The sequence below is a fragment of the Pseudomonas yamanorum genome (genome assembly GCF_900105735.1).
Taxonomy (GTDB): Bacteria; Pseudomonadota; Gammaproteobacteria; order Pseudomonadales; family Pseudomonadaceae; genus Aquipseudomonas; species Aquipseudomonas yamanorum.
This window is the reverse complement of sequence record NZ_LT629793.1, coordinates 995,725-1,009,915: the sequence shown is the minus strand read 5'-3', so window position 1 is coordinate 1,009,915 and position 14,191 is coordinate 995,725. Positions and strand designations below refer to the sequence as shown.

The window sequence follows — 14,191 nt, the reverse complement described above, 5'->3', positions numbered from 1 at the left end:
TGTTTACCCCGCTTGCTGCGCCGCTTTGGCGGCTTTTGAGATTGAGTTGTTCAGCCCCGCAACCACGCCGTCAAACGCCGACTTCGCAATCTGGCCAGGGTCGCCGTACATCTTTTCAAAGTTGGCGTGGACAGCCTCGCTGCACTTATCCAGCAGAGCCTGAACCTGCCGTGCCTGGGCTGGGGTTACCAGCTGATCGGACGGTTCGACATAGCCGTCATTGTCGTTGTCGTCGCCGCTGGTGATGTTGAGCAGGGCGCACATGACATAACGCTTGCCGTAAGTAGTGGTTGAGCCAACTGACTGCACGGCGCTACGCCCGGCGCCGGTATCAAGCGGCAAGATCATGGTCGTTTCTTCGCGGTGTCCGGCCTTGTGCATCAGGATTCCGGTAATGCTGACGCCATTGGCCTGGTTGACGATCTTGAACGAGACGCCAAAGCCAAACTTGGCCATTACCGGGCGGACCGCGTAGTTGATGTCGTCCAGATCGGCGTACATCTTCTTGGTGTGCGTGTTCTCGGTGCGTTTCTCAACAGAGGGCATTTCGCACTGCATTTCTGCAAAGGCGGCGTTGAACGCCTCCAGCGCGCTCTTCGCTTCCATCCGATCCTGAAGCTTGATCAGGCGCTCCAGCTTGTCCATGTCGCAGCGAGGATCAAGGGCAAGCCGGCTGATGGTCGACAACATGCTGATTTCTTGCGCTGGCTGGGCGGCCATTTGGCGATCGCGCTCCAGCGGCATGATGATTTCTTGGGACATGCGGGAAGCCTCAGTAAGAAATGTAAATGGCGGGGATCTTGCGATTGGCGATCAGCTTGATGGCTTGCTTCGCGCACTCCTCGGTCATTCCGCCAGCGACAAAAGCTTTCAGCGCCGCGCCGTTGATTGAACGCTGATGCTCAAGGTCAGCCTCACGCGCAGCAGCCTGGCGCAGGATTTCGTCAGCCGCAGCGTTCGCCCGGGCAATCTCAGCCAGTCGCGCCTGCTCCACGGCTTCCTCTTGTCGACGGATGGCCGCGAGTCGGTCTTGCTCGGCGCGCTGCTCGGCGGCCAACCGGTTTACTTCGGCCTGTGCCGCTGCTGCGCGGGACTGTTCGGCCTGGAGTTCCAGTTGCAGGCGCTGGCGTTCGGCGGCGGCGTCGGCATCCAGTGCAGCTTGTGCGGCGGCGCGCTGAGTGGCGGCGGCCTGGTCCAGCAGTTCCTGCTCGCGGCGCGCTGCGGCATCACGTTCGGCCTGGGCCTGTTGCTCGGCCTGGAGTCGTGCTTGTTCGGCGGCGACTCGGGCAATTTCCGCGTCGCGGTCGCGTTGGGCCTGCGCTTCAGCTTCGGCGCGCAATCGCACAAGCTCGGCCTGCTCAGCCTCGTATTGTTCGCGCTTCACCAGGGCGGCACGCAGCGCTTCTAAGGTGTCCGCCTTCAAGCGCAGCGCCTCGGCCTCGTGATCGCCAAGCCACTCGCCGTCAATCACGACTCCTTCAAAGGCGCCGATGCTGATTTTCAGGTATTCGGAGTCGGCAGTGCTGATGGTCAGCGGGTCAAGGCGTAGTTCGCCCACCCATGCTTCGATCTCCCGCTTCTTGGCAGCATCAGCAGCTTCCCATTCAGTCAGAGGCTTGCGTGTCTCGTCCCGCAGCGCATCCATAGCGTCGACGAACTCGCGTAGCTCAGCCTCAACCACCTTGGGCATTTCCTTCAGGCGTTTCAGGTAGTCGCGACCAGGTGTCTCGACGGCCTTTTTGGACTTGCTCACCGTTGCGGCCAGGGAAGCGATGCGAGCGCGACCTTTCACCGTGGTCAGGTCGGGCACCTCGCCGGTTACTTCTGCCTTCACAGCGTCGAAGAACTGGCCAAGGCCGCCAGCTACGTAGATGGCCGGCGCGTTGTCGGCGCTGATGTCGTCGATGGTGATGACCTGCTGTTGTGCGGACATGGGGATTCCTTGCCGCGAAGCTCGCAGCGATTGAAGGTGTTGGTTATTGAGTGATTCGGTCAGCGAGGGCGCTGAGCAACATCAGGAAGGTGCAGAGGGATAGGGCGGAGAAGGAGCCGCGCCAGATGAGTAGGCGCCGGGTGCGCTGGTGGGCGGTCATGGCGAGCACATCGACAAGGCGCTGTAGCAGTAGTAACGCCGCTCGGTTCCGTCGTCGTAGTTCACCTCGCCCTCGGCGCCGCAACCACAAGCGGCAGTTTCAGGCTCGTCCGGCTCTGGCTGATCAACCAACTGGCAGTTGGTGCCACCGCAGTGCGGGCATTCGGTATGGGTCAAATTGCTGAATGGGCCGACCCACCGAATCCCGGCCTGATTGCAGCTTCCGCAAATCATCGTCATGGCCGAACCCTCACCGCGATCCGTCCGCCCTTGATCGCAGCAGCAAGCTTGGGCGGCAGTGCCGATACCGGTAGGTCGCGCGGTAGGCCAGCACCGAGGATGATCGGGCTGCGTTCAATCTCGGCGATCTGCTCGTCGACCAGTGATTTAACCGGTGCGGTGGTCATGCTGCGGCCCTCTTGAGCTCTGCATTGCGATCGACGAACTTGGCGTCCAGCGCATCGCGGTAACGGTTGGCGGTAGGGGTGTTGATGATTTCGGCGAACTCCGCCATTTCGATCATGCCCATGACGAAGGTGCGATCCGGCACCGGGGTGCACGACTTCTTCATCTTGGCGATTTCCAGGCCCAGGCGGGCGAGGGCGGTGTGCTGGTTCATAGGTCACCCTCCACGTCGTCTTCTGCCTCTTCCCGCTCTGCTGCTACCGCGTCGGTGGCATACGGCCTCAGCAGCGCTACAGCGATCTTCTCGACTGCCGCTATCGGCTGTTGCTCCCCGAGCAGGTCGGCGGCATGAGCGCGGGCATCGCCCTGACCTCCCAGCATTGCCGACAGCAGCAGTCGGGCAAACGAATCGCGCTGATCCAGACCGTCTATCTGGCGCTGGTTTAGGTGACCCTGCAGCACCGTGCAGAACCGGTCGAACGTCACGACCTGCGGCTGGCCGTAGCGGCGCTTCCACTTGATGTCGACGCCGCACACCAGGCGCTCCGCCGAATGCTCCAGCCAGTCCGTCACCTCGTCGCTCTCGCTGACCTCTGGAGGCAACTGAGCGTCGTAACGCTCTTGGCATATCTTCAATACTGCGTTCATGGTCGCCTCCAGGGTGGCGTTATTCAGTGGGCGGGGCGGGGAGCGGCTGCCAGTGCGTGATCCACCAGTCATCGCCGTGCGGGGAGCTGTAGCTGTCGAAGTAGGAGAGGTCGCGGCCGTTGCAAACGGGCACGTACTCGCCCATTGCTACTTCACTTCCCTCTTCATCGTTCGGGGATCCGTCTTCGTTTTCATGGCGGCGGATGTACTTCACGGAAACCAGCAGATCGCAGCGATGCTCAGGCCTGCGGTCGTCGTTGACGCTGATCCAATCGCTCATGGCGACCTCCAGTGTTTGGGGTTAGGCGGAGACTGCGACCTGAACAGCTTCACGAAAGCGCGATGGGCTCCAGTCGCACGATTGGTCAGCCGGGATATGGCCGAACATCGTGGTGCAGCGCTTGCAGTGCACACAGTCGCCGCAGGTCTTGCCCTCGGGCAGGTTCATCTGGCCAGCGTTATCCGCCGACCGTGGATATGGCGCTCGTTGCTCAGGCATGACTCTCTCCATTCGTTGGTTCACCTGTATTCGTTCAACACTCATGCCTCCCGCTGGTTGCCGATGGGCGCGGGGGAAGAGTGCTGACGTAATAGAGGTGGGGAAGGGTAGGTGCCGGTCTTTCCCGGCTGTCATAGCGCTGGTCGTCCTACTCGGCGTCCTGCTCAAGCCAGGCAATCTTTGGCGCCTCTTTGCGAAGCGCGAAGTACTCGACTTGCACCTTGGCGCTGTTGATCATCTTGCCGCCCAGGTTTGCCAGCTCGGATGCGTCTTTGGCGTTGATTTCACCGGCTTGCAGCTGGCGAAAAACGTCAGCCAGATTTTTTCGTAATGCTTCAGCATTTTTCATCAGGTAATTTCCTTTGCTGCTCTCAATATCTGAATCTGCAACCGCTTTATCTCAATAAGCGATTCGGGTATTTCTTCAAAACTTAGAGGTGATCCTCTGGCAATGAGGCTTTTGATGTAGGACGAGCTCAGTCCCGTGACTATCAGTCGGGCTCGCTCTCTCGCCCTACGCCTCACTGCTTCATTGCCACTTCGGTAGCGCCTGCCTTTTTCTATAAGCGTCGATCTGTTTTTTTGCGAGTACTCGGCATATCGAGCGTTGATTCTTTCTTTGTTCTCAGCCCGGTAGCGCGCATGACGCTTTAGAATCTCTGTCTTGTTTTGCTGGTAATGCTTGGCATGCTGCGCCCGAGCCGCATCTTTCCGGCGCCGATAAGATTCGGCACTTTTTGCGTTATACGCCTGGAGATCTTTATTTCTGCGAGCTTTGCTCTTTTCCGCTATCTCGCTCTTGTTGAGCGCGTAATATTTTTTACTGCATTCCTTGCATGAGCTGGCAAGCCCATCACTAGATGTTTTCCTCTTGTAAAAACCACCCTCAGGAAGGGAGTGCTGACACTTCGTACATGTCTTCACCTTCTTCACCTCTGCCTCTGATTTCCAATGCCGCCTCATAGAAGCGGCATCAGTAAATCTGTGGCGCCTTGACCCGCTACTGGCGTCGGTCACCGGCTTGAATCACATATCACTCCAGCCGCGGGCCTTTCGGCTTGTTCTCCCGCTGGATAACTGTTCTTGGCGCTTTACGCTGCACGCCCGGGTCAGTTGCCAACCCTCTGAACCGTTTAGGCCGGTTCATCGCTGCCTTTGAATCTGGGCCGGTGGTGATCCGGCAAGGGGTGAAACCAAAGAGCGGCGGGCGGAGGCCCTTCGCAGGCCCTCGTAAGTCGCTGCGATGCCGCCAATTTAGAAAACTAAACAAAATTTGTCAACACTTATTTTAAGAAAACTAAACAGTAGGACCGAAGCTTACCCGAGAGGCGTGTAGGCAAATGGTGGTTTACGCGTGGGAAAACGGCAGGGTATGATCGCTCCATTACTGTATAAACATACAGCTAGAAGGAGCTTAGAAATGGCAAAAAAGAAAAAGCAGGAACAGCAGGAGAGGGTGGTAATGACTGGTCTTGAGAGCCTTGGGCTGCGCGTATCCTCAATGATCAATCACCCAGTCGCCCAGCAGCAGCGCTGGGTAACTATCCATCGCCTGGACAGCGACGGTGATCGGGAGTGGGACGAAGTGATGGGGCTGCTATCGGATACCGACGGCATAGAAATGACGTTCAATGACGACGGGACTGTCACCTTGAAATGGGAAGCGTCGACGGAGAATGACCCGGCCGTCCAGCAGCATGAAGAGCTTTCGGTAGTGGAAGACGAGCCCGCACCTTTTTGACATGCAATAAAAAGCCCGCGCATGGCGGGCTTTCGACCTCTCGCCAAGCCTAAGCTTTGCGAGCGTTCCAAATCAGCAAAACCTTTGCGTGGATCGTCACGTCATCAATGCGCGCAGTCTGGTTTTCATAGTGCGGATTGTCGGATATCAGTCGGTAGTGGTCTTCATCGAGTCGCATCATGCGCTTAATGTAGAGCTCCTGGTGCCAAGTGATCACATAGATACCCTCGCCAATGAACTCGACGATTCCCCGATCCACAATCACCAGATCCTTGTCGTTGATTGTGCCTTCCATGCTCTGACCCCAGCCGGTAATCATCGCCAGGGCTGTGGTGGACGTATAGGTCACGCCTTTTTCGCGCAACATCTCCTCTCGCACCACCAGGTTGCGCACGGCCTCGTTATAGTCGGCCGGCACCTGTCCATGGCCCATGGCCCCGCGTACGTCGTACTGGGGAATCAGGATCTCTTCTTTGAGCGGGCGCAGCGACGCAATATTTGCGGGCATGTAAGATTGATCATTCGCATCCGTGCTGTCGGCCTCGACCGCTGCGGCCAGTACCATTTCTCGCGCCTTGCTCGATAGGTTTTTACCGGCCTTAGACGCCAGCATGTGTGCTACCAGCTCCGCGCTGGATGAGCCTGCCTTGGGTCCATCGACCGCCACCGCATCGCCCGGCTGACCGGTTCCTTCAGAAAGCCAGTCCGGCGAACACTCCAAGACTTTCGCCAGCGAAAGAAGGTTTTTCCCCTTTGCGCCATTTATTCCGCCCATCCAAAAGCTCACCGTCGCCTTAGAAACGCCAGTGAGTTTGCTGATGTCGGTCGCGTTGAGGTTTAGCTCTCTCATGCGCGCCGCTACACGGTCTTTGAATTCCATATTTAGGATTCTAAACACAAGAGTGTTTAGATAACTTGCCTTGTGCTGTTAAGAACTCTAAACTCGGCGTAGACACTGGAGACATAACCATGACCTACGACCAAGCACTTGAACATTTCGGCACCGGCCGCGCTATCGGCGACGCCCTTGGCGTGACCGGTAGCCGGGTATCTCAGTGCCGGACAACTGGCGGGTTCTCCTACCCAATGCAATGCGTTCTGGAGAAGGAGTCGTGCGGTGCGCTTGTCGCTAAGCGCGAAGACGACCCCGCCCAGTCGATCAAGAAATCCGCCGCTTAAACCCAATTCATCAGCCAGGAGCATCGAAGTATGTACATGGACCCCAATCAAAAGCGCGCCATCCCGGTGAAGGTTCGTTTCGAACCAGTGCTTGATCGGATTCTGCGTAAAGCCGCCAGCAAAACCCGTATGCAGCACGCCACGTATCTCTACGAAATCATCGAGTGGGCAGTTTCCAACGGTGTTATCGAAGAACTCATGCAGGACAAACAAGAAGATATCGCGGGCTAGAGGCCTTTTGGAGGCCCGAATGAGCATTGAGCTTGAAAAGTTGCCGCCTAAAACGCGGCAAGCAGTGGAGGGGTTGATGCGCCAGAACGGGTGGAGTTTTGCCCAGGCCATCAACGCAATGATGGAAACATCAATCGCAAGCGGGGCGCTTTCAGAGGTCGGCCGGAAGAAGGCACCAGTCCTTCAGTTGGTTACCCCAATGAGGGCCTCTGGCAGGGACTCTTAAGGGTAATCCAGAGGGCCTCTGCCAAATTCAAGGCAAAAAAAAGCCGGGGTAGTGACCCGGCTATCTTCAACGCGTTGTGGAGCAAATCATGCACCATCCAACAGAAACGATCAATACCCCAATCAATTCCGCGCCACGTTTTTCGATTGCTGAAAACGTGGCGCGCAAAACTATGTCGACGCGGGAAATCGCTGAGCTGACCGGCAAGGCGCATTTTCATGTGAAGCGCGACGTCATTTCGATGATGAAAGAGCTCGGCAAGGATGCATCCAGTTTTGGATGTATCTACCTCGACCCGCTGAACCGCGAGCAAACCGAATACTTGCTTGATCGAGAACACACCGATTGCCTGCTGACCGGCTACAGCGCCGCTATGCGCATGACCGTGATTCGCCGCTGGCACGAACTGGAGTCTCAGGTGGCTCAGCCTCAGCCGCTCTCCACCATCGAAATCCTGCAGATCGCCATGGAGTCTGAAAAGGCCCGATTAATGCTCACCGCCCAGGTCGAGCAGCAGGCCACCAAGATCCACTCCTTGGAGAACCTGTTCAAGGAAGGCATGACCCACACCCAGTTCTGTAAGGGCCTCAATGGGGTCAACGTGATGCAGGTAGGGAATTACCTGGAGTCGCGCAGCTGGCTCTACAACGAGAGCAAGTCGGGCACTCGTCACCGCGTTGGCTCGTACGCCCGCGACAAGTACATGACCGAGCACCAGGTCGAAGTTACCCCGCACGGCAAAGACCCGTTCATCTCCTACACGCCCGTTCTGCTGAAGAAGGGCGCCGCACGCCTGTACGACCTGTACCTGGCCGGCGAGCTGCCCATGAAGAAGACCTGGGACGGCCTGTTCACCCATGACAAAGCATTCAAGGGGGCCGCGTGATGGCTCGCATCCGTACCGTTAAGCCCGAGTTCTGGTCGAGTGAGCAGGTAATGTCCTGTACGCCGCTGGCTCGCCTCCTATTCATTGGAATCTGGAACTTCTGCGACGACGGTGGCAATCACCCGTTGTCGCCGCGGACCATTAAGGCCCTCGTGTTCCCTGGCGACGACATCACCGTTGAATCGATTGATGGGCTGCTGGGCGAGCTGAAGTCATCCAACCTGATTGCTCTCTACTCAGTCGAGGGCAAAACCTACCTGCATGTGCAGGGCTGGAGTCACCAGAAAATCGACAAACGCACCTTCAAATATCCTGCTTTTGTTGCTTCACCTGACGATAGTTCGGCTAGTAGTCGTCGAGTCCTCGACGAGCAGTCGTCGAATGGTGGTCGAGTCCTCACCCCCGGAAGGGAAGGGAAGGGAAGGGATCAACACCACTCTCTCAACGCGGGCGAAGAAATTCCGGGCTCGGGCTTCGAAGGCTTCGATGATCTCGAAGACCTTCCCCCGGAAGAGGCCGAGCCACCCGTTGACCCAAAGGCCCCTGTCGAGATGACCCTGGATTGGATGCCTGACGCCAATCTGCTGAAGACCTACTGTGTCCACTTCGGCGTCTCGACTGACCTATTCACCAAGGACGCTGTAGCCCCATTCACCGCTCACCACGAAACAACCGGACTCCTGCAAACCCAATCTAAATGGGTCTCCTTGCTGGTGAAATGGGTCAAGGACGACAAGAATCGGGCCAGTAACGTTCGCCAGTTCCCGGCGCGCCGCCAGAACACCGAGCCTGACTTCGACAGCAATGCCTGGGCTGAAGGCCTTGTGGTGAGCCCATGAAGCCAGTCAACCGACTGATGGCGACCATGGGCAACCTTCCGCCAGCCATTCACGCCCAGCCGCTCCAGGTGACGCCACAGACGGCAGAAGTGGTGAACGACCTGTTCCGCCGGCTGCGCGGGATCTTCCCAGCATGGCGCCAGGCCTGGCCATCCACCGAAGCACTCGACGCCGCCAAAGCCGAGTGGATCAAGGAGTTCGCCGACGAGGGTATCCGCACTCTGGAGCAGATCGAGTTCGGCATCCAGAAGTGCCGCAAGCTCAAGAAGCCTTTCGCGCCGAGCGTTGGTGAGTTCATCGCCATGTGCGCGCCCGGGCCTGAAGACTTCGGCATGCCGGCTGTTGGTGACGCCTGGATCGAGGCGCTGATGGCCACGTACAGCCACGAAGCGGTGAAGCTGGCCGCCGAGGCTACCGGTCTTTTCGATCTGCGCGGCGCGCGCCAGGAGGACAAGGGGCTGCGCGCCAGGTTCGACCGCAACTACGAAATCATCCTTCGCCGCGCCCAGGCCATGCAACCGCTCGACGGCCGGATCGCCACCGGCATCGGCCACGACAGCCAGAAGACGGCCTTCGAACTTGCCAACGAGCTGGCCGACCAGCAGGCCCAAGCGCGAATCCTTCAGCAGGGCATCCCGACTGACGGCAAATCAGCGCGTGCGCTGCTGCTGGCCAAGTTCGGCAAGAAGACAGCGGAGCAACGGACATGAGCGACAACAAAAATCTGAAAGCATTGTGCGAAGCGGCGCCGACTGGCCCTTGGTTGGTCGAGAACGACTCCCTGTATTTCAAGGATGACGGATACACCCGGCACCTGCTCGATGCTGATGCAGGACATGACGTGGAAGACGAGGCGTATTACGCGGCGCTGAAATTCATTGCCGCCGCCAACCCTGCCGTAGTTCTGGCCCTGATCGCCGAGAACAACGCCCTGAAAGGTCCGCATGACTGGCTGGCCGAAGACCTGATCAAGGAGTTGGTCGATAACGCTCAGGCGCTACAGGAGAATTCGGACCATGGCGATTCAGACCCGTTTGCCGTTGTGTTGCTCGCGGCGGCTTCGCGCATTCGTCGGCAGGAAGCGAACCTTGATCACCTCAAGACTGAGAACAAAAGGCTTGTGCCGTTTGAAGAGGCGTATGCGACTGCTTGCAATGTCCGTAATCGCCTGATCAAAGAAAATGAGTTGTTGGATCGACTCATCGTCACGAACAAGGCGCTCAGTGATTCGTTCCGTGCCGAGCGCGACCAGCTCAAGGCCGAGAACGAGGCGCTGGTTTCCGCGATGAACGACATTCTGCGAGTAACCCCGATGGGCGTCGAGGCTTTCGGTATTGCTGCGCTGGTGCTTGGCGAGCTTTCTTCGGCCGCCATGGGCCAAGGAGAGCAGTCATGAAGACCAATTACGGGAGGTTCAGTGACGAATACCGCGGCGACGGCTACATGGTCAGCTTCGGATTCAAGCGGGGATGGCTGCTCTTCGGGTTCCGCCCGCGCAACTGGCATTTCTATTTCACGAAGCTCGACTCCAAGCCTGCCGTCCGGGTTTACGTCGGTCCATTCGAAATTGAATTCTTTCGGGTGAAGCCATGACCAAGCCAGCGAAGCCTCGCCCGATGCCCGTGTACCTGGTTCTGCGCCGCCTGGTCGATCCAGCCACCGGCAAAGAGGTCGCCGCGTTTGTGCCGTCCTCAGACGCCGACCGGTCGATCCTGCGTGAGCGTGAATTCAAGATGAATGCGAAGATCCGCGCCGACCTCAAGCAGCCGCGCAACCCCCGATTCAACGGTTTGGTCCACGGCCTGGGCCGTGTGCTGAGCCAGAACATCGACCGGTTCTCTGGGAAGCAGTCCCACGACGCGATCAAGGCCCTGCAACTGGAGTCGGGCGTGTACTGCGACGAGGAAGCGTTCGACATCCCTGGCCTGGGCCAGCTCACCCGCAAGACACCCCGAAGCCTTTCCTACGACTCGATGGGAGAGGAGACCTTCCAAGACTTCTGGCGGCAGTGCTGCGCGTACCTGGTGTTGCATGACTGGCCAACGCTCACGGAAGAGCGACTTACCGAGATGGCCGAGTTCGAAGCATTCAAGGAGGCCGCATGAAGCGCACCCCACTACAGCGTAAAACCCCGCTCAAATCTGGCGCACCACGTCGCAAGCGCTGTCCGGAGTGCCGAGTCATGTTCGTGCCTGCGCGCAATGGCCAGGCAGTGTGCGGCGAGATCGAGTGCGCCATTGCTCACGGCCAGTCGGAGAAAGGCCGTGCGATCGCTGGGAAGGCCTTGGCCGAAGTAGGGCGCCGCGAGATCAAGGTCCGCAAGGAGAAGCTGAAGAGCAGGGCGGATCATCTGCGCGAGGCCCAGGCCGCCGTGAACGAGTACGTGCGCCTGCGTGACGCGCACCTGCCCTGCATCAGCTGCGACTCCACGCCGAACGACAACGATCTCATGACTGGCAGTCGGTGGGACGCTGGACATTACCGCTCCGTCGGCGCCTGTCCGGAGTTGCGCTTCGAGCCGCTGAACATCCACCGACAGTGCGTGAAGTGCAACCGCAACCTGTCCGGCAATGCGGTGGAGTACCGCATCCGCCTGGTGCAGCGCATCGGTGCCGAGAAGGTGGCATGGCTGGAAGGGCTGCACCCTCCTTGCAAATACACCGTGGAAGAGATCAAGGCCCTCAAGGCCAAATACCGGGCAATGATCAAAGAGCTGAAGAGGGCGGCAGCATGAACTATCAAAACGTCATTTCGGCAGTCGTCCGTGCTCTGGCAGCGGAAACCATCAACAGCGCCGGCGGCTGCAACGTCGAGCCGCGCGTGCAGACCAGCAAGCTCAAAGGCGAGATCACCGGCAAGGATGCGGCGCTTCTCGCTGACTGCATCGTGCACAAGCTACTGCACGCCCAGCTTAGTCCGCGCCATTGGAATGCACTGGTGGCCAAGTACAGCACCCACCGCGGGCGCAAGATCGATTCAATCGGTCGCCTTGTTGCGGTTGTGCCTACGCCGGCGCCACTGCGATTCACCCAACAGGCCGTGCTGGTCTGGGCGGTTCCGCAGCAGTCGAAGGGTGTTCAGCGCGCCGTGGTCGAGGTCAAAGCGCCAAAGCACCGGGAAAACAAGGAGGATGGCCAGTGGGATTGGCGCAACAAGGCGGCTGATGCCGACGTGGCCCGCGCCAACAAGCACGCCAGGTCTGTCGCCGAGTCGAAGCCGGGGGAGATGATCGTTCTGGCCGAGTCGAACTACGACATGACGAACTGGGATAGCCAGGGGCTGACCGATCGCACCTACCGGCGCTGGAATCAGGCGATCAAGGGATCGCTCGAGGCTTTGGTGAATGAGGCCTTGGTCGATGCACAACACATGCTGGAAGCAGTAGGAGTGCTAGGCAGCGAGGCAGCTTAAAAATAGGGCCTCAAAAGGGCTTGCATTTCATGTCCGCATGTCCGATTATTTGCCCATCCTGTCATTCCTGCGTGTGTAGGACTGACTAACAAGAACCCGGCCGCCGCGCCGGGTTTTTTATTGCCATCAGAAACCCGCCGAAAGGAATGCCGAATGATGAAGCGAATGTCCGCTTACCTGGGCTTGGCGCTTGCCGCCTGCCTGTCCTGTTTCTCCCTGTCGGCATTCGCCGAGCCAATTGCCAGTGCCTACCGCTCCGTGCACTGCCTGACCGCTCTCACCGAGCCGCAGGGTGTCGCCATGCAGCGCCTGGAGCTGACCCTCGCCATGTGGCGAACGGGTAGTCAGTCCGCTGATGAAAGCTTGGCATCCAATCTGCGCGCATCCAGCAACCACTTCGTGATGACCTCCGCCAAGCCCGAACCCGAAGGTGTTGGCCTTGGCGAAAGTGTCGCGATCGGCTGAATAGGCCTGGAAGCAATAGAAAAAGCCCGGACATACGCATCGGGCTTTTTTGTACCTCCGAGGAAAGCCGCTACCCAAGTGGATGCTTTCCCAGATGTACCAAACAAACGCAGGCGAAAGACCGGAAAGACCCTCCTGCTCATTCGATACAGAGGATCTACCGATGACCAAAATTACCCGCTGCAAAATGACACTCCGCTCCAAAGGGCCTGTTCAGGGCTCGACGGAATCACTGACCCGCTTGCACTTCGGTGCTGTGTGGTCTGCCAATCCAGCGGAGGAAGACGCGATCTACGGCAAGTACACCCCATACGGCGAATACACCGTAAACGTGGCTGCCGATCGTGCCGAGCATTTCGAAGAGGGCAAGGATTACTACTTCGATATATCGCCCGCTTTCTGATTTTCCTGTAGCCAGGGCAGCCTCACGGAAGGCCTGGACGCTGATAAGCCGGTAGTGCAGCGCTACGGAAAAACACCGGCAGCCCGTGCACTCTGACCTCACATGCTTGTGGAGTGGCGCGAGACAGGAAGGGCGAGATCGATGCATTGGGGCGTCGACACATGGATCGTCTTCGGCAGACAGCGCGGAAAGACGCGCACACCTATTCAGGGCCTCAGCATTCGCTGGGGCTTTTCTCGTTACGAGGCACGGAAAATGTCCCGCACGATCCAATCCAGCAATTACGTGCCGGGCGTTTCCGGCCTGAAGATCGACCTGAAGACGGGCGAGTTCGAACTGAGCTCCTGCACCATCGGCAGCGCGGCTAAATCGCCAGAGCGCCAGATGGTGTCGGTTGAAGTGGCCAGCTGGAGCAAGTGGGACTTGCCCAAGAATGCCGCAAACCTGCTCCAGTTCATGCAGGCAGAGCTTGAGCGGGTGCCGGAGCAGTATCGTCACGCCGCTGAGTTTGAAGAGTTCGACGCGAGCTACGGCGATGAGTCGTTCAATGCTCGTCTGTTCCTGAGCTACTCCCGCCTCGAAACCGAGGAAGAATTGGCTCAACGCCTGGAGAAGGCGAAGGTTGCCGGAACGCGGATCGTGAGCGCGGGTGGTTGCACTACGATAATTTGCGATGGTGTTGTGCGGGCCAGGTTCGGCAATCTGGACCAGCCTGACCCGGTAACCGAGCAGTCCCAGTCCTTCAAGGTTGATGGCGATAAGGTCTACCTCAGTGAGGCCGCCATCAAGGACGGCATCATCAACTCGCCATGGCCCGCTGCCTGGGGTGTGCGGATGCAGCTTGGCGAGAATGGCAAGTACTACGCGGCGGGCATCGGTTCGGCGCTGCCGTCGCAGTTCCTGGTGTCGGCTGATCGCTTCGCCATCAACGGCCGCGATGCATCGGACATTCTTCGGGACATCGCCGGCATGATCGGCGAGACCAAGCTTGGCCAGGATCTGAAAGAGCAGGCAGACCTTATGGCCTCGAACCGCGCTGACCAGGTCAAGGCAGTGATCCGCAACGAACTCATGCCTGGCGGCCTGCTTCACCGCTCCAGCTAATCCATTCCTTCACTCCCTAACCGGGAGGGACTCAGCAGGGATTGAGCTGGAAGTTTTGCTTA

General features: G+C 58.7%; 25 protein-coding genes. 14 read left to right on the top strand and 11 right to left on the bottom strand.

Annotation, left to right across the window (positions count from 1 at the left end; all coding sequences use genetic code 11):
• Nucleotides 1–3: 3 nt before the first annotated feature.
• The 10 genes from BLU46_RS05055 to BLU46_RS05015 form a co-directional block, all read right to left on the bottom strand.
• The gene (locus tag BLU46_RS05055) at nt 4–762 is read right to left on the bottom strand and encodes an ERF family protein (RefSeq protein ID WP_197680874.1); all 759 of its coding nucleotides are present in this window, start codon (nt 760–762) and stop codon (nt 4–6) included.
• 10 nt (nt 763–772) lie between these two features.
• Nucleotides 773–1,933, bottom strand: a complete 1,161-nt coding sequence (locus BLU46_RS05050) for a hypothetical protein (protein WP_093199294.1) — start codon at nt 1,931–1,933, stop codon at nt 773–775.
• A gap of 156 nt (nt 1,934–2,089) precedes the next feature.
• Nucleotides 2,090–2,332, bottom strand: coding sequence for a hypothetical protein (locus tag BLU46_RS05045; protein WP_157721267.1), 243 nt, complete (start codon nt 2,330–2,332; stop codon nt 2,090–2,092).
• The gene (locus BLU46_RS33025; protein WP_172834519.1) at nt 2,329–2,499 is read right to left on the bottom strand and encodes a hypothetical protein; all 171 of its coding nucleotides are present in this window, start codon (nt 2,497–2,499) and stop codon (nt 2,329–2,331) included. Before BLU46_RS33025 ends, BLU46_RS05045 begins: the two co-directional genes overlap by 4 nt.
• Entirely contained in the window at nt 2,496–2,711 is a 216-nt protein-coding gene (locus BLU46_RS05040) for a hypothetical protein (RefSeq protein ID WP_093199288.1), read from the bottom strand. The genes BLU46_RS33025 and BLU46_RS05040 overlap by 4 nt, the downstream gene beginning before the upstream one ends.
• Nucleotides 2,708–3,145 (bottom strand): hypothetical protein, encoded by a 438-nt coding sequence (locus BLU46_RS05035; RefSeq protein WP_093199285.1) that lies wholly within the window; start codon nt 3,143–3,145, stop codon nt 2,708–2,710. Before BLU46_RS05035 ends, BLU46_RS05040 begins: the two co-directional genes overlap by 4 nt.
• Before the next feature lie 19 nt (nt 3,146–3,164).
• Entirely contained in the window at nt 3,165–3,425 is a 261-nt protein-coding gene (locus tag BLU46_RS05030) for a DUF551 domain-containing protein (protein ID WP_093199282.1), read from the bottom strand.
• Between the two features lie 21 nt (nt 3,426–3,446).
• Entirely contained in the window at nt 3,447–3,644 is a 198-nt protein-coding gene (locus BLU46_RS05025) for a hypothetical protein (protein ID WP_093199279.1), read from the bottom strand.
• A 148-nt stretch (nt 3,645–3,792) separates the two neighbouring features.
• A complete protein-coding gene (locus BLU46_RS05020; protein ID WP_093199275.1) occupies nt 3,793–3,993 on the bottom strand; it encodes a hypothetical protein in 201 nt (66 codons plus the stop codon).
• A complete protein-coding gene (locus tag BLU46_RS05015) occupies nt 3,993–4,577 on the bottom strand; it encodes a hypothetical protein (protein WP_157721266.1) in 585 nt (194 codons plus the stop codon). The genes BLU46_RS05020 and BLU46_RS05015 overlap by 1 nt, the downstream gene beginning before the upstream one ends.
• 487 nt (nt 4,578–5,064) lie before the next feature.
• Between BLU46_RS05015 and BLU46_RS05010 the strand changes: the two genes are divergently transcribed.
• The gene (locus tag BLU46_RS05010; protein ID WP_087715906.1) at nt 5,065–5,385 is read left to right on the top strand and encodes a DUF1654 domain-containing protein; all 321 of its coding nucleotides are present in this window, start codon (nt 5,065–5,067) and stop codon (nt 5,383–5,385) included.
• 49 nt (nt 5,386–5,434) lie between these two features.
• Here BLU46_RS05010 and BLU46_RS05005 read toward each other — a convergent pair whose 3' ends face one another.
• Nucleotides 5,435–6,265, bottom strand: a complete 831-nt coding sequence (locus BLU46_RS05005; RefSeq protein WP_093199269.1) for a S24 family peptidase — start codon at nt 6,263–6,265, stop codon at nt 5,435–5,437.
• Nucleotides 6,266–6,354: 89 nt separating this feature from the next.
• Here BLU46_RS05005 and BLU46_RS05000 point away from each other — a divergent pair, with 89 nt between their 5' ends.
• The 13 genes from BLU46_RS05000 (at nt 6,355) to BLU46_RS04935 (ending at nt 14,129) form a co-directional block, all read left to right on the top strand.
• Nucleotides 6,355–6,564 (top strand): hypothetical protein, encoded by a 210-nt coding sequence (locus BLU46_RS05000; protein ID WP_093199266.1) that lies wholly within the window; start codon nt 6,355–6,357, stop codon nt 6,562–6,564.
• A gap of 30 nt (nt 6,565–6,594) precedes the next feature.
• Nucleotides 6,595–6,795, top strand: coding sequence for a hypothetical protein (locus BLU46_RS04995; RefSeq protein ID WP_034120602.1), 201 nt, complete (start codon nt 6,595–6,597; stop codon nt 6,793–6,795).
• 314 nt (nt 6,796–7,109) lie between these two features.
• A complete protein-coding gene (locus BLU46_RS04985) occupies nt 7,110–7,907 on the top strand; it encodes a Rha family transcriptional regulator (protein ID WP_172834518.1) in 798 nt (265 codons plus the stop codon).
• Nucleotides 7,907–8,746 (top strand): DnaT-like ssDNA-binding domain-containing protein, encoded by an 840-nt coding sequence (locus BLU46_RS04980; protein WP_093199263.1) that lies wholly within the window; start codon nt 7,907–7,909, stop codon nt 8,744–8,746. Before BLU46_RS04985 ends, BLU46_RS04980 begins: the two co-directional genes overlap by 1 nt.
• Nucleotides 8,743–9,456 (top strand): replication protein P, encoded by a 714-nt coding sequence (locus BLU46_RS04975; protein ID WP_093199261.1) that lies wholly within the window; start codon nt 8,743–8,745, stop codon nt 9,454–9,456. The genes BLU46_RS04980 and BLU46_RS04975 overlap by 4 nt, the downstream gene beginning before the upstream one ends.
• Nucleotides 9,453–10,142, top strand: coding sequence for a hypothetical protein (locus tag BLU46_RS04970; RefSeq protein ID WP_093199258.1), 690 nt, complete (start codon nt 9,453–9,455; stop codon nt 10,140–10,142). Before BLU46_RS04975 ends, BLU46_RS04970 begins: the two co-directional genes overlap by 4 nt.
• On the top strand, nt 10,139–10,339 hold the full coding sequence (locus tag BLU46_RS04965) for a hypothetical protein (protein WP_093199255.1): 201 nt from the start codon (nt 10,139–10,141) through the stop codon (nt 10,337–10,339). The genes BLU46_RS04970 and BLU46_RS04965 overlap by 4 nt, the downstream gene beginning before the upstream one ends.
• Nucleotides 10,336–10,851 carry a hypothetical protein gene (locus BLU46_RS04960; protein ID WP_093199252.1) on the top strand — a complete coding sequence of 172 codons (516 nt, stop codon included), beginning with the start codon at nt 10,336–10,338 and terminating at the stop codon, nt 10,849–10,851. The genes BLU46_RS04965 and BLU46_RS04960 overlap by 4 nt, the downstream gene beginning before the upstream one ends.
• Nucleotides 10,848–11,480 carry a recombination protein NinG gene (locus BLU46_RS04955; RefSeq protein WP_093199250.1) on the top strand — a complete coding sequence of 211 codons (633 nt, stop codon included), beginning with the start codon at nt 10,848–10,850 and terminating at the stop codon, nt 11,478–11,480. The genes BLU46_RS04960 and BLU46_RS04955 overlap by 4 nt, the downstream gene beginning before the upstream one ends.
• The gene (locus tag BLU46_RS04950) at nt 11,477–12,157 is read left to right on the top strand and encodes a hypothetical protein (RefSeq protein WP_093199248.1); all 681 of its coding nucleotides are present in this window, start codon (nt 11,477–11,479) and stop codon (nt 12,155–12,157) included. The genes BLU46_RS04955 and BLU46_RS04950 overlap by 4 nt, the downstream gene beginning before the upstream one ends.
• Before the next feature lie 153 nt (nt 12,158–12,310).
• A complete protein-coding gene (locus BLU46_RS04945) occupies nt 12,311–12,622 on the top strand; it encodes a hypothetical protein (RefSeq protein ID WP_093199245.1) in 312 nt (103 codons plus the stop codon).
• Between the two features lie 163 nt (nt 12,623–12,785).
• A complete protein-coding gene (locus tag BLU46_RS04940) occupies nt 12,786–13,025 on the top strand; it encodes a hypothetical protein (protein ID WP_093199243.1) in 240 nt (79 codons plus the stop codon).
• 255 nt (nt 13,026–13,280) lie between these two features.
• Nucleotides 13,281–14,129 carry a phage tail tip fiber protein gene (locus BLU46_RS04935; RefSeq protein WP_093199240.1) on the top strand — a complete coding sequence of 283 codons (849 nt, stop codon included), beginning with the start codon at nt 13,281–13,283 and terminating at the stop codon, nt 14,127–14,129.
• Nucleotides 14,130–14,191: the final 62 nt, after the last annotated feature.

Excerpts from the sequence above, each read along its gene's own strand:
- BLU46_RS05055 (WP_197680874.1), bottom strand. The coding sequence starts at position 762 with ATGTCCCAAGAAATCATCATGCCGCTGGAGCGCGATCGCCAAATGGCC.
- BLU46_RS05050 (WP_093199294.1), bottom strand. The coding sequence starts at position 1,933 with ATGTCCGCACAACAGCAGGTCATCACCATCGACGACATCAGCGCCGAC.
- BLU46_RS05045 (WP_157721267.1), bottom strand. The coding sequence starts at position 2,332 with ATGACGATGATTTGCGGAAGCTGCAATCAGGCCGGGATTCGGTGGGTC.
- BLU46_RS33025 (WP_172834519.1), bottom strand. The coding sequence starts at position 2,499 with ATGACCACCGCACCGGTTAAATCACTGGTCGACGAGCAGATCGCCGAG.
- BLU46_RS05040 (WP_093199288.1), bottom strand. The coding sequence starts at position 2,711 with ATGAACCAGCACACCGCCCTCGCCCGCCTGGGCCTGGAAATCGCCAAG.
- BLU46_RS05035 (WP_093199285.1), bottom strand. The coding sequence starts at position 3,145 with ATGAACGCAGTATTGAAGATATGCCAAGAGCGTTACGACGCTCAGTTG.
- BLU46_RS05030 (WP_093199282.1), bottom strand. The coding sequence starts at position 3,425 with ATGAGCGATTGGATCAGCGTCAACGACGACCGCAGGCCTGAGCATCGC.
- BLU46_RS05025 (WP_093199279.1), bottom strand. The coding sequence starts at position 3,644 with ATGCCTGAGCAACGAGCGCCATATCCACGGTCGGCGGATAACGCTGGC.
- BLU46_RS05020 (WP_093199275.1), bottom strand. The coding sequence starts at position 3,993 with ATGAAAAATGCTGAAGCATTACGAAAAAATCTGGCTGACGTTTTTCGC.
- BLU46_RS05010 (WP_087715906.1), top strand. The coding sequence starts at position 5,065 with ATGGCAAAAAAGAAAAAGCAGGAACAGCAGGAGAGGGTGGTAATGACT.
- BLU46_RS05005 (WP_093199269.1), bottom strand. The coding sequence starts at position 6,265 with ATGGAATTCAAAGACCGTGTAGCGGCGCGCATGAGAGAGCTAAACCTC.
- BLU46_RS05000 (WP_093199266.1), top strand. The coding sequence starts at position 6,355 with ATGACCTACGACCAAGCACTTGAACATTTCGGCACCGGCCGCGCTATC.
- BLU46_RS04995 (WP_034120602.1), top strand. The coding sequence starts at position 6,595 with ATGTACATGGACCCCAATCAAAAGCGCGCCATCCCGGTGAAGGTTCGT.
- BLU46_RS04985 (WP_172834518.1), top strand. The coding sequence starts at position 7,110 with ATGCACCATCCAACAGAAACGATCAATACCCCAATCAATTCCGCGCCA.
- BLU46_RS04980 (WP_093199263.1), top strand. The coding sequence starts at position 7,907 with ATGGCTCGCATCCGTACCGTTAAGCCCGAGTTCTGGTCGAGTGAGCAG.
- BLU46_RS04975 (WP_093199261.1), top strand. The coding sequence starts at position 8,743 with ATGAAGCCAGTCAACCGACTGATGGCGACCATGGGCAACCTTCCGCCA.
- BLU46_RS04970 (WP_093199258.1), top strand. The coding sequence starts at position 9,453 with ATGAGCGACAACAAAAATCTGAAAGCATTGTGCGAAGCGGCGCCGACT.
- BLU46_RS04965 (WP_093199255.1), top strand. The coding sequence starts at position 10,139 with ATGAAGACCAATTACGGGAGGTTCAGTGACGAATACCGCGGCGACGGC.
- BLU46_RS04960 (WP_093199252.1), top strand. The coding sequence starts at position 10,336 with ATGACCAAGCCAGCGAAGCCTCGCCCGATGCCCGTGTACCTGGTTCTG.
- BLU46_RS04955 (WP_093199250.1), top strand. The coding sequence starts at position 10,848 with ATGAAGCGCACCCCACTACAGCGTAAAACCCCGCTCAAATCTGGCGCA.
- BLU46_RS04950 (WP_093199248.1), top strand. The coding sequence starts at position 11,477 with ATGAACTATCAAAACGTCATTTCGGCAGTCGTCCGTGCTCTGGCAGCG.
- BLU46_RS04945 (WP_093199245.1), top strand. The coding sequence starts at position 12,311 with ATGATGAAGCGAATGTCCGCTTACCTGGGCTTGGCGCTTGCCGCCTGC.
- BLU46_RS04940 (WP_093199243.1), top strand. The coding sequence starts at position 12,786 with ATGACCAAAATTACCCGCTGCAAAATGACACTCCGCTCCAAAGGGCCT.
- BLU46_RS04935 (WP_093199240.1), top strand. The coding sequence starts at position 13,281 with ATGTCCCGCACGATCCAATCCAGCAATTACGTGCCGGGCGTTTCCGGC.